Here is a 12,664-nt window from a genome sequence, read left to right as displayed (position 1 = left end):
ACGACAACCCATAGCATCATCCTCACAAGCCCTAGGGGCATAGAAAGACGCTGATGAGGACTCTCTGATGGCCGGCAAGACGCTCTACGACAAACTCTGGGAAATGCACGAGGTGAAGCGCCGTGACGATGGTTCGTCGCTCATCTACATCGACCGCCACATCCTTCACGAAGTGACTTCCCCGCAGGCCTTCGAAGGCCTGCGCCTGGCGGGTCGCAAGCCGTGGCGCATCGATGCGAACATCGCCACCCCGGACCACAACGTGCCGACCACCCAGGCCGAGCGCAAGGGCGGCCTCCAGGCCATCGCCGACGAAGTGTCGCGGATCCAGGTCCAGACCCTGGACGAGAACTGCGATGACTTCGGCATCCTCGAATTCAAGATGAACGACGTCCGCCAGGGCATCGTCCACGTAGTCGGCCCGGAGCAGGGCGCGACCCTGCCGGGCATGACCGTGGTCTGCGGCGACTCGCACACCTCGACCCACGGCGCCTTCGGTGCGCTGGCCCACGGCATCGGCACCTCCGAGGTGGAGCATGTGCTCGCCACCCAGTGCCTGGTCGCCAAGAAGATGAAGAACATGCAGGTTCGCGTAGAGGGCAAGTTGCCCTTCGGCGTGACAGCCAAGGACATCGTCCTCGCGGTGATCGGCAAGATCGGCACCGCGGGCGGCAACGGCCATGCCCTGGAATTCGCCGGCGGCGCCATCCGCGACCTGTCCATGGAAGGCCGCATGACCATCTGCAACATGTCCATCGAGGCGGGCGCCCGCGTCGGCATGGTGGCGTGCGACGAGAAGACCATCGAGTACGTGAAGGGCCGTCCGTTCTCGCCGCAAGGCAGCGACTGGGACAAGGCCGTGGAGGCCTGGAGCGACCTGGTTTCCGACGCCGATGCGCACTTCGACACCATCGTCGAGTTGCGTGCCGAGGACATCAAGCCGCAGGTCAGCTGGGGCACCTCGCCCGAGATGGTCCTGGCCGTCGACCAGAACGTGCCGGATCCGGCTGCCGAAGCCGATGCGGTCAAGCGCGACTCCATCACCCGCGCCCTCAAGTACATGGGCCTGAACGCCAACCAGGCGATCACCGATATCCAGCTGGACCGCGTGTTCATCGGCTCCTGCACCAACTCGCGCATCGAAGACCTGCGCGCCGCTGCCGCCGTGGCCAAGGGTCGCAAGGTTGCCGCCACCGTCAAGCAGGCGCTGGTCGTGCCGGGCTCGGGCCTGGTCAAGGCGCAGGCCGAACAGGAAGGCCTGGACAAGATCTTCATCGAAGCCGGCTTCGAGTGGCGTGAACCGGGCTGCTCCATGTGCCTGGCGATGAATCCGGACCGCCTGGAGAGCGGCGAGCATTGCGCTTCCACCTCCAACCGCAACTTCGAAGGCCGCCAGGGGGCCGGTGGTCGTACTCACCTGGTGAGCCCGGCGATGGCCGCTGCCGCTGCGGTGACCGGTCGTTTCATCGACGTACGTGAATTGATGCAGGCCTGAGGAGACCGAACATGAAAGCCTTTACCCAGCACACCGGTCTCGTCGCGCCGCTCGATCGCGCCAACGTCGACACCGACCAGATCATTCCCAAGCAATTTCTCAAGTCGATCAAACGCACCGGCTTCGGCCCGAACCTGTTCGACGAGTGGCGCTACCTGGACGTCGGCCAGCCGAACCAGGACAACTCCAAGCGTCCGGTGAACAAGGACTTCGTCCTCAACTTCCCGCGCTTCCAGGGCGCCAGCGTGCTGCTGGCCCGTGAGAACTTCGGCTGCGGCTCCTCCCGCGAGCACGCGCCGTGGGCGCTGGACGAGTACGGCTTCCGCACCGTGATCGCGCCGAGCTTCGCTGACATCTTCTTCAACAACAGCTTCAAGAACGGCCTGCTGCCGATCATTCTGAAGGACGAAGAAGTGGACGAACTGTTCGCCCAGTGCGAAGCCACCGAGGGTTACCAGCTGACCGTCGACCTGGCCGCACAGACCGTGACCCGTCCGGATGGCAAGCAGTACCGCTTCGAAGTGGACGCGTTCCGCAAGCACTGCCTGCTCAACGGCCTGGACGACATCGGCCTGACCCTGCAGGACGCCGACGCCATCCGCAGTTTCGAAGGTGGCTATAAACAGCAGCAACCCTGGTTGTTCCGCGACGCCTGATGGCGCCGCAGCAACCGCAAGCCAAGGAGAAAGCCATGACCCAGAGTCGCCACGAGCAAGTGGTCCAGCGCCAGTTCGGCGCCCAGGCCAACGCTTACCTGACCAGTGCCGTCCACGCCCAGGGCGAAGAATTCGCCCAACTGCGTGAGCGACTGTCGGCGACCACTGGTGCGCGTGTGCTGGACCTGGGTTGCGGGGCAGGGCATGTAAGCTTCAACGTCGCGCCGCTGGCCGGCGAGGTGGTGGCTTACGACCTGTCCCAGCAGATGCTCGATGTGGTGGTTTCGGCCGCCGCCGAGCGCGGCCTGGGCAACATCTCCACGCGTTGTGGCGCCGCCGAGCAGCTGCCGTTCGAAGAGGGGGAGTTCGACTTCGTCTTCAGCCGCTATTCCGCGCACCACTGGCGGGATGTTGGCCAGGCGCTGCGCGAAGTGCGCCGGGTGCTCAAGCCGGGCGGCGTGGCCTGCTTCATCGATGTCGCGGCGCCGGGCTTGCCTCTGCTGGACACCTATCTGCAGACTGTCGAGGTCCTGCGCGACACCAGCCACGTGCGTGACTACTCGCCGTCGGAGTGGGCGCGCCTGGTTGGCGAGGCGGGGCTTGCGGTGACCGCTGCCAAGCGCCAGCGCCTGCGCCTGGAGTTCACGTCCTGGGTCGAGCGCATGCGTACGCCCGACGTGATGCGCCAGGCCATTCGTGCCCTGCAGCTTTCGATGGGCATTGAGGTGCGCGAGTATTTCGAGATCGACGCCGAGGGCTCTTTCAGCACCGACGTGCTGGTGCTCTGGGCCGAGCGCTGATTTCAGCTTTTTGACCGCTCCGGGTGGCGCGAGCCGCCCGGAGCGTTACGTTTTTTGCCAAGCGACTTTTATAAAGTGAGCAGAGAGATGAGCAAACAGATTCTGGTTCTCCCCGGCGACGGTATCGGCCCGGAAATCATGGCCGAAGCGGTCAAGGTGCTGGAGCTGGCCAACGACAAGTTCGCCCTGGGCTTCGAACTGACCGAAGACGTGATCGGCGGCGCCGCCATCGACAAGCACGGCGTACCGCTGGCCGACGAGACCCTGGAGCGCGCGCGCAACTCCGACGCCGTCCTGCTGGGCGCCGTGGGCGGCCCGAAATGGGACAAGATCGAGCGTGACATCCGCCCCGAGCGCGGCCTGCTGAAGATCCGTTCGCAACTGGGCCTGTTCGGCAATCTGCGCCCGGCCATCCTCTACCCGCAGCTGGCCGATGCCTCCAGCCTGAAGCCCGAAGTGGTCGCCGGCCTGGACATCCTCATCGTCCGCGAGCTGACCGGCGGCATCTACTTCGGCCAACCGCGCGAGCAGCGCGTACTGGAGAACGGCGAGCGCCAGGCGTACGACACCCTGCCGTACAGCGAAAGCGAAATCCGCCGCATCGCCCGCGTCGGTTTCGACATGGCCCGCGTGCGCAACAAGAAGCTGTGCTCGGTGGACAAGGCCAACGTCCTGGCGTCCAGCCAGCTGTGGCGCGAAGTGGTCGAGGAAGTCGCCAAGGACTACCCGGACATCGAGCTGTCGCACATGTACGTGGACAACGCTGCGATGCAGCTGGTCCGTGCGCCCAAGCAGTTCGACGTGATGGTGACCGACAACATGTTCGGCGACATCCTGTCGGATGAGGCTTCCATGCTCACCGGCTCCATCGGCATGCTGCCTTCTGCGTCGCTGGATTCGAACAACAAGGGCATGTACGAGCCTTGCCACGGTTCCGCGCCGGACATCGCCGGCAAGGGCATCGCCAACCCGCTGGCGACCATCCTCTCGGTCTCGATGATGCTGCGTTACACCTTCAACGAAGGCGCCGCCGCCGACGCCATCGAGAAGGCCGTGAGCCTGGTCCTCGACCAGGGCCTGCGCACCGGTGACATCTGGTCCGAAGGCTGCACCAAGGTCGGTACCCGCGAAATGGGCGATGCGGTAGTCGCGGCTCTGCGGAATCTGTAATCTGTCCGGCTCGCTCGTTCCCGCGCTCTTGTAGGAAAGCGGGAACGACGGCCCTCTAAATATTTGAAGGTGTAGTAGCGATGAAGCGTGTAGGTCTGATCGGTTGGCGTGGCATGGTGGGTTCGGTGCTCATGCAGCGGATGCTGGAAGAGCGGGACTTCGACCTGATCGAGCCGGTGTTCTTCACCACCTCCAACGTGGGTGGCGAAGGCCCGTCCATTGGCAAGGACATTGCCCCCCTCAAGGACGCCTACAGCATCGAGGAACTGAAAACCCTCGACGTCATCCTGACCTGCCAGGGCGGCGACTACACCAGCGAAGTCTTCCCCAAGCTGCGCGAAGCCGGCTGGCAGGGCTACTGGATCGACGCCGCCTCCAGCCTGCGCATGCAGGATGACGCGGTCATCGTCCTCGACCCGGTCAACCGCAAGGTCATCGACAACTCGCTGGACGCCGGCACCAGGAACTACATCGGCGGCAACTGCACCGTCAGCCTGATGCTGATGGCCCTGGGCGGCCTGTTCGAAGCTGGCCTGGTCGAGTGGATGTCCGCCATGACCTACCAGGCGGCCTCCGGCGCCGGCGCGCAGAACATGCGCGAGCTGATCAAGCAGATGGGCGCCATCAACGCCTCCGTTGCCGATGACCTGGCCAACCCGTCCAGCGCCATCCTCGACATCGATCGCAAGGTCGCCGAGGCCATCCGCAGCGACGCCATGCCGATCGAGAACTTCGGCGCACCGCTGGCCGGCAGCCTGATCCCGTGGATCGACAAGGAACTGCCCAACGGCCAGAGCCGCGAAGAGTGGAAAGGCCAGGCGGAAACCAACAAGATCCTTGGTCGCTTCAAGAACCCGATTCCGGTCGACGGCATCTGCGTGCGCATCGGCGCCATGCGCTGCCACAGCCAGGCGCTGACCATCAAGCTGAACAAGGATGTGCCCATCGCGGACATCGAAGGCATGATCAGCCAGCACAATCCCTGGGTGAAACTGATCCCCAACCAGCGCGAGATCAGCATGCGCGAACTGACTCCGGCGGCCGTTACCGGCACCCTGAGCGTTCCGGTGGGTCGTCTGCGCAAGCTCAACATGGGCTCGCAGTACATCGGTGCCTTCACCGTCGGCGACCAACTGCTGTGGGGCGCTGCCGAGCCGCTGCGCCGTATGCTGCGCATCCTGCTCGAGCGTTGATCCGCTCTGCGTCACCTCACAACGCCGGCCCAGTGCCGGCGTTGTGCTTTCTGGAACACGAGAAGTTCCCCTTGTGTAGGTGAACCGCCGCACAAAAACGCCAGCCTGTGTTGCTGCCGGCTCTTTGGCGCCAGTTTCTGTGACGCACCCGCAAAAGCCACCGGGAACCAGTCGCTATCCTCGCTGCCCGTCCATGGGGACAGGTTCTGGCGCGCCCTTTCGCGCCGGCCGACGGCAAGCAAGCAGCGGGGGAGAGGATGGCTCGGTTACACAGATTGTGGTTGGCAACGGCGGTGGCGGCGGCTTTCCTGCCGGGCATGGCGGGCGCCCTTGAGCTGGGCGACATTTCCTCGCGGGCGGCGCTGGGGCAGAACCTTTCGGCCAATATCGATCTGCGCGGTGCGGCTGACATGAGCTCCGAAGACGTCGTGGTGAGCCTGGCCTCGGCCGAGGACTTCGAGCGCCTCGGGGTGGACCGCAACGTGGTCACCAGCGGGCTGAAATTCACCCCTGATATCGGCAAGAACGGCCGTGGCGTCATTCATGTCAGCTCGAACAGGCCGATTCGCGAGCCGTACGTGAACTTTGTCCTGCAGGTCGTCTGGCCGCAGGGGCGCCTGGTTCGTGAGTTCACCCTGTTGCTGGATCCGCCGTCCTATGTAGCCAGCCCCGTGACGCCGCCGGCCATTGCGCCGGTTGCTGCCGTCCGCGCGCCGCAAGCGCAACCGTTGACGCCTTCTGTGGCCAATGCGCCGACTGACAGCTATCGCATCCAGCGCAACGACGCGCTGTGGGACATCGCCTCGCGCAATCGCCCATCCGGAAGCGTCTCGGTCATGCAGACCATGGCGGCGATGCAGCGGATGAACCCCGATGCCTTCGTCGACGGCAATATCAATCGCCTGAAGGTCGGCCAGGTACTGCGTCTGCCCAGCGAGCAACAGGTTCGCGAGCAGAGCCATGCCCAGGCAGTGGCCCACGTGGAAACCCAGAATTCGCAGTGGAAGGCCAAGCGCAATCCGCAACTGGCGCAGCAGGAGCGCCAACTGGACGCGACCCACAAGGCCGAGGCGGGCAGTGCGCCGGCGAAGGCCGAAGAGCGCGACAACCTGCGCCTGGTCTCCGGTCAGCCGGGTAAAGATAAAGGCAAGGTGGAGGCCGAGCAGTTGGCCGTTGCCCAGGAAGGCCTGGACAGCGCACGCCGCGAAGGCGAGGAGCTGCGCAGCCGGATTTCCGACCTGGAAAGCCAGACCCAGAAGTTGAACAAGCTGATCGAGCTGAAAGACTCGCAGATCGCCGGCCTGATCGCGCGACTGGCCGAGCAGGATCGCGCCAAGGCCCAGGCCGCCTCGCCAGCCGGCAATCCCCAGGCATCGGCAGGGTTGACCGCTCAGGCCGCCGGGGGCGAGCCGCGCCCCTGAGCTGCGGCGATAGGCGGCGGGGCGCTCGATTGCTTCGCCGCCGGTGGGGGCAGTAAAGTGCTGCGCTACTTTTCCCACCGATTGTGAGACCCCGATGCCTGAAACACTCGACATTGCCGTAGTTGGCGCCACAGGACTCGTTGGCGAGGCTTTGGTCGAACTGCTGGAAGAGCGCGACTTCCCCGTCGCCAACCTGTATCTGCTGGCCAGCGGCGAATCCGCCGGCAAGTCGATAGGCTTCCGTGGGCGCAACATCCGGGTCGGCAAGCTCGATGAGTTCGACTTCGCCAAGGTGCGCCTGGCTTTCCTCTCCGTGGGCGCCGAAGCTGCTGCCGACTGTGCCGCCCGCGCCGGCGAGGCAGGCTGCAGTGTGATCGACCTCAGTGGTGCCGCGCTGAACAATGCCGCCGCACTGTTGGCCCAGGCCTGCGTGAATGGCGATGCCATCGAAACCCTGCAGCTCCCCGCCCTGATTGCAGCACCGGCAGCGCCCGCCGCCGAGGTGGCCGAGGTGCTCGCCGCGCTGCGCGGCGTGCTGGAGCTTCGCCAGGTCAATGTGGCTGCCTGCCTGTCTGCCTCTGCGCTAGGGCGCGAGGGGGTACAGGAGCTGGCTCGGCAGACTGCCGAGCTGCTCAATGCGCGCCCGCTGGAGCCACGCCTGGTGGATCGCCAGTTCGCCTTCAACATGCTCGCGCAGTTGGGTGGCGTCGACGAACAGGGCCATTCCGCGGTAGAGCGTCGCATCGCGGCGGAGCTCGCAAGGCTGTTCCCCGAGCTGGAGCATGGCCTGAGCGTGACCTGCAGCGTGGCCCCGGTTTTCTTCGGTGATGCCCTGATGCTGACCATCAAGACTGTGACACCGGTTTCCCTGCCCGACGTCAGTGCAGCTCTTGAGGCGGCTGACGGCATTGAGCTGGTGGAAGACGATTACCCGACTGTCATCGGCGATGCACAGGGGCAGGATAGGGTTTACGTCGGTCGCCTACGGAACGGTCTGACAGATTCGTGCGAACTGAATTTGTGGATTGCGTCAGATAATGTGAGAAAAGGCGCAGCCCTAAATGCTGTGAACTTGGGCGAATTGTTGATAAAACACTATCTGTAAAAGATACTTACCGAATATTTGAAGAAGTATTCTAGCTTGGCAATACTGGCCGGGAACGTCGCTGACAGGGGAAGCACTGCCGTGAAAACGGCGGGTGTAGTGGGCAGCGGCGCCCGATAGACGTTGTTCTAATCCAGAAAAAAGCTATTAAAACAAGGGATTAATATATGGTCCGGCTTCGCAAACTGGTGCAGGCAATCGCAGCTGCTTCGGCACTGACCTCGGGCATGGCGCATGCGCTGGGGTTGGGAGACATCCACCTGCGTTCGGCGCTGAACCAGCCGCTGGATGCCGAAATCGAACTGGTTGAAGTTCGTGACCTGTCCGCGGCCGAGGTGATCCCGAAGCTGGCTTCGCCGGAAGACTTCAACAAGGCCGGCGTCGACCGTCAGTACTTCCTGACCGGGCTGAAGTTCACCCCCATCGTCAAGCCCAACGGCAAGAGCGTCATTCGCGTGACCTCCGACCGGCCGGTGCAGGAACCCTACCTGAACTTCCTCGTGGAAGTGCTCTGGCCCAATGGTCGACTGCTGCGCGAATACACCGTGCTGCTGGACCCGCCGCTGTATTCCCCGCAGACCGCCGCCGCCGTGCCGCGCGCGCCGATGGCCGTCCCCGCACCCGCCGTGCGCCCGTCCGCCACGGCTGCGCCCCGTCCTGCCGCCGCTCCCGCCCGCAGCGCCGCTCCGGCCCCGGCTGCCGCGTCGCGCCGCTTGGACGGCAACGAATACCGCACCGGCAAGAATGACACCCTCTGGGACATCGCCGCCCGTGCGCGCCCGGACGGCAGCGTATCCGTCCAGCAGACCATGCTGGCGATCCAGGATCTCAATCCCGACGCCTTCCTCGGTGGCAACATCAACCGCCTGAAGAGCGGCCAGGTGCTGCGCCTGCCCGATGCGGAGCAGATCAAGGCCCGCACCCAGCCGACCGCCGAGGCCGAAGTCAAACAGCAGTACACCGCCTGGCGCGAGGGCCGCAGCCTGCCGGCCGGCGGTACCCGTCAGCTGGACGCCACTCCCCGCGCCAACGCCGGTAACGCTCCGGCCCAGGCCGAGACCAAGGACAGCCTGCGCCTGCTCTCCGGCGAGAACGGCAAGGCCAAGGGTGGCGACAAGGGCAGCAAGGATGGTCAGGCCGTCGCCGACAAGCTGGCCGTCACCAAGGAGAGTCTCGACAGCACCCGTCGCGAGAATGACGAGCTGAGCAGTCGCATGACCGACCTGCAGAGCCAGATGGACAAGCTGCAGAAGCTGATTGCGCTGAAGGATGCGCAGCTGGCGAAGCTGCAGAACGAATTGGGCAACGACAAGGCTGCAGCCAACGGCGCCGCTGTCGTGCCGGCTCCGGTGCCGGGCGCCGAACCGGCTGCTCAGCCCGCAACTCCGCCGGCTCCGGCGGTCGCTGAACAACCGGTCGCCCCGGCTCCCGCTGGCGATGCGGGCACCCCGCCGGCACCGGCCGCCGAGGCGCAGCCGCAACCGGCACCGACGCCCGCTCCGGTCGCCCCTGCTCCCGCGCCCGAGGCGCAGAAGCCCAAGCCGGCGCCTGCTCCAGTGGCTGCACCGGTCGAGCAGGCCCAGACCAGCATCGTCGACGAGATCCTCGCCAACCCGATCTGGCTGGGTGCAATTGCCGGCAGCGCACTGCTGGCCCTGCTGGTCCTGCTGATGATCATTTCCCGTCGCCGCGCCGCCAAGGAGCAGGAAAGCCTCGCTGCCTACGCCGGCGACGACGAGCCGCACCTGGACGATGACCTGGCCCTCGCCGGCAGCGAGCTGGATACCCTCGACGTGCCGCAGGCCGCCGAAGTCGCCGCCCCGACACAAGCTGCGCCCGAGCGCGTTGCCGCGCAGACCAGCGATGCGCTGGGCGAGGCGGATATCTACATCGCCTACGGCCGCTTCAACCAGGCTGCCGAACTGCTGCAGGGCGCCATCTACGACGAGCCGCAGCGCGCCGACCTGCGCCTGAAGCTGATGGAGGTCTATGCCGAGATCGGTGATCGCGAAGGCTTCGCCCGCCAGGAAAACGAGCTGCGCGAGATCGGCGGCGCCGAACCGCAGGTGGAACAGCTGAAATCCCGCTATCCGGGCATGGTCACCCTGGCTGCAGTGGGTGGCGGCTTGGCCGCAGCGGCAGCGGCTTCCGACGATGAGCTCGACGGATTCAGCCTGGACGACTTCACCATCGATTCCCCGGCAGCCGCTGCGGAGCCCGCTGCGCAGCCCCATGGCGACCTGGACGATGCCTTTGACCTGGCGCTGGACGATCTTGATCTGGGCGAAGACAAGCCTGCCGCTCCGGCCACCCAGCAGAACGACGATCTGTCCTTCGGCAGTTTCGACCTGGATGACGACCTGAGCCTGGGCGGTTCGCCGGCCGAGGCGCCGAGCGCCAAGGCCGAGGACGACTTCGCCTTCGACCTCGACCTGCCGGAAGAGTCGGCTGCCAAGGTTGAGGCTCCGTCGCTGGCGGACGATCTGGGCGATTTCTCCCTGGACCTGGACAAGGATCTGGAGAAAGACACCCACGCTACCCTGGCATCGGCGGAAGACGACTTCCTGCTGGGCCTGGACGACGACACCGCTTCGCTGTCCGGAGTGAGTCCCGAAGAGTTCAGCCTGGATATCGACAGCAAGGCGCCGCAGGCCGACGACCTGCCGGACGACTTCGACCTGTCCCTGGCGGACGACGAGCCGGTGCCGGCCAAGGCCGCCGATAGTTTCGCCGCACAACTGGACGAGGTCAGCGCCGAGCTGGATCGCCTGTCGTCGCAGAATGACGAGGCGCAAGCTCCGGTTGCCGCGCCGTTGGCTGAAGACAGCTTCCTCGCGAGCGACCTTGCCCTGCCGGGCGAAGGGGCAGATGACGAAGACGATTTCGACTTCCTCTCCGGCGCCGATGAAGCGGCCACCAAGCTCGACCTGGCGCGTGCCTACATCGACATGGGTGACACCGAAGGCGCCCGCGACATCCTCGATGAAGTGCTCACCGAGGGTAACGACAACCAGCAGCAGGAAGCGCGTGAACTGCTCGGGCGTATCGCCTGAGCCGGAAGGCTCCAGATAGATGATTGAAGCAGTACTCTCAGCGGCGGCCGAATCGGCCGCCGTTGGCGTTTCCAGGATTGCCCTGGGCGTCGAATTCAAAGGCTCGCGTTATCGCGGCTGGCAGCGCCAGGAAGATGGTGTGCCGACCGTACAGGGGGCGTTGGAAAAAGCCCTGTCCCGGGTGGCCGATCATCCCGTCTCGTTGATGTGCGCGGGCCGTACCGACGCTCTGGTGCATGCGAGTGGGCAGGTGGTGCATTTCGACACCACGGTCGAGCGCCCGCTCAAGGCCTGGATCATGGGCACCAATGCCAACCTGCCGGGCGATATCAGCGTGACCTGGGCGAAGGTGATGCCGGCGCACTTCCATGCGCGCTTCAGTGCCCTGGCGCGGCGTTACCGCTACGTGATCTACAACGACCAGATCCGCCCGGCGCACCAGGCCGAAGAGGTGACCTGGAACCACCGTCCGCTGGACGCCTCGCGCATGCGCGAAGCGGCCCGGGCGCTGGTCGGCACCCATGACTTCACTTCGTTCCGCGCCGTGCAGTGCCAGGCCAAGTCGCCGGTGAAAACCGTGCATCACCTGGAGGTGATCGAGCACGGCCGCTTCATCGTGCTGGATATTCGCGCCAACGCCTTCCTGCACCACATGGTGCGCAACTTCGCCGGTGTGCTGATGACCATCGGCGCCGGTGAGCGGCCGTCGGAGTGGGCGGCCGAAGTGCTGGCGGCACGCGATCGCCGTGCCGGGGGCGTCACAGCGCACCCTTACGGGTTGTACCTGGTGCGCGTGGAGTACCCGGAGGAATTCGTGTTGCCCGAGCGCTACCTGGGGCCACATTTCCTTTCAAGTTTGCCGGATGTCGTTGGCTGACGTTGCCGGGGGCATTTGCTACCATCGATCGATCACTTGCCTGAAGGTTGCTGCATCTTGTCTGCCGTTCGCATCAAAATCTGCGGTATTACCCGAGTCGAGGATGCCCTGGCAGCCGCCGAGGCGGGCGCCGACGCCATCGGTCTGGTGTTCTACGCCAGGAGCCCGCGTGCGGTGAGCATCCAGCAGGCCAGGGCAATCGTTGCCGCGTTGCCGCCCTTTGTCAGCACCGTCGGCCTGTTCGTCGATGCCAGCCGTTGCGAATTGGGGGAGATCCTCGATGCGGTGCCGCTGGACGTCCTGCAGTTCCACGGCGACGAAACGCCCGAAGCCTGCTCCGGCTGGCACAAGCGTTACCTCAAGGCCCTGCGGGTAAAGCCGGGCGACGACGTGGCGGCGCAGATCGCGAACTACCCACAGGCCAGTGGTTTCCTTCTCGATACCTACGTGGAGGGCGTCCCTGGTGGAACCGGGCAGGCTTTCGATTGGTCCCTGGTGCCGAAGGATGTTCAGCGCCCCCTGATCCTGGCGGGTGGCCTGACGGTGGCCAACGTGGCCGAGGCCATCGCCCAGGTGCGGCCATACGCCGTGGATGTGAGCGGCGGGGTGGAGGCGAGCAAGGGAATCAAGGATGCGCAGAAGATCCGCGATTTCATCGCCCAGTGCCGGTCGGTGGCTTGACGCGGAATCTTCATGTGACGACGAGCGGCCCGCCGCCGTCCACTACCCAATCGCTGCACGGCAGCGTTGGGACTCGCTGGCGGCTGCCGTCGGCGACCCAGTGGTGTATTCATGGCGACGCCTCGGCGGCGCCTTTGTTTGCGAGGGGTTCCGGCCTTGAGGTCGGTACCGCGACGATGAATTTGCTCAGGGGCAGGCGCCGTCCATCGCACC

Annotated in this window: 10 protein-coding genes; all 10 read left to right on the top strand. The window is 65.2% G+C overall.

Going from position 1 to position 12,664, the window contains the following annotated elements; all coding sequences use genetic code 11:
* The first annotated feature begins 67 nt into the window (after positions 1 to 67).
* Positions 68 to 1,495 carry a 3-isopropylmalate dehydratase large subunit gene (gene leuC / locus PNI01S_RS03235; RefSeq protein ID WP_024766912.1) on the top strand — a complete coding sequence of 476 codons (1,428 nt, stop codon included), beginning with the start codon at positions 68 to 70 and terminating at the stop codon, positions 1,493 to 1,495.
* 11 nt (positions 1,496 to 1,506) lie between these two features.
* Positions 1,507 to 2,151 carry a 3-isopropylmalate dehydratase small subunit gene (gene leuD, locus PNI01S_RS03230; RefSeq protein ID WP_024766913.1) on the top strand — a complete coding sequence of 215 codons (645 nt, stop codon included), beginning with the start codon at positions 1,507 to 1,509 and terminating at the stop codon, positions 2,149 to 2,151.
* A gap of 35 nt (positions 2,152 to 2,186) precedes the next feature.
* Complete coding sequence (locus PNI01S_RS03225) at positions 2,187 to 2,951, top strand: class I SAM-dependent methyltransferase (RefSeq protein ID WP_024766914.1); 765 nt, start codon at positions 2,187 to 2,189, stop codon at positions 2,949 to 2,951.
* Positions 2,952 to 3,038: 87 nt separating this feature from the next.
* Entirely contained in the window at positions 3,039 to 4,121 is a 1,083-nt protein-coding gene (gene leuB, locus PNI01S_RS03220; RefSeq protein ID WP_024766915.1) for a 3-isopropylmalate dehydrogenase, read from the top strand.
* 80 nt (positions 4,122 to 4,201) lie between these two features.
* The gene (gene asd, locus PNI01S_RS03215; RefSeq protein ID WP_084357418.1) at positions 4,202 to 5,314 is read left to right on the top strand and encodes an aspartate-semialdehyde dehydrogenase; all 1,113 of its coding nucleotides are present in this window, start codon (positions 4,202 to 4,204) and stop codon (positions 5,312 to 5,314) included.
* 275 nt (positions 5,315 to 5,589) lie between these two features.
* A complete protein-coding gene (locus tag PNI01S_RS03210) occupies positions 5,590 to 6,735 on the top strand; it encodes a type IV pilus assembly protein FimV (RefSeq protein WP_226045366.1) in 1,146 nt (381 codons plus the stop codon).
* Positions 6,736 to 6,829: 94 nt separating this feature from the next.
* Complete coding sequence (locus PNI01S_RS03205; protein ID WP_084357417.1) at positions 6,830 to 7,840, top strand: aspartate-semialdehyde dehydrogenase; 1,011 nt, start codon at positions 6,830 to 6,832, stop codon at positions 7,838 to 7,840.
* Positions 7,841 to 8,007: 167 nt separating this feature from the next.
* Complete coding sequence (locus PNI01S_RS03200; RefSeq protein WP_084357416.1) at positions 8,008 to 10,893, top strand: motility hub landmark protein FimV; 2,886 nt, start codon at positions 8,008 to 8,010, stop codon at positions 10,891 to 10,893.
* A gap of 19 nt (positions 10,894 to 10,912) precedes the next feature.
* A complete protein-coding gene (gene truA / locus PNI01S_RS03195; protein WP_065084953.1) occupies positions 10,913 to 11,770 on the top strand; it encodes a tRNA pseudouridine(38-40) synthase TruA in 858 nt (285 codons plus the stop codon).
* Between the two features lie 57 nt (positions 11,771 to 11,827).
* A complete protein-coding gene (locus tag PNI01S_RS03190) occupies positions 11,828 to 12,451 on the top strand; it encodes a phosphoribosylanthranilate isomerase (RefSeq protein WP_065084952.1) in 624 nt (207 codons plus the stop codon).
* The last annotated feature ends 213 nt before the right edge of the window (positions 12,452 to 12,664 follow it).

Origin of the sequence: Pseudomonas nitroreducens NBRC 12694 (genome assembly GCF_002091755.1) — a bacterium.
In the GTDB taxonomy this organism is placed as follows: domain Bacteria; phylum Pseudomonadota; class Gammaproteobacteria; order Pseudomonadales; family Pseudomonadaceae; genus Pseudomonas; species Pseudomonas nitroreducens.
Note: the sequence above shows the minus strand (reverse complement) of the source record. Positions and strands in the feature narration are given on the sequence as shown.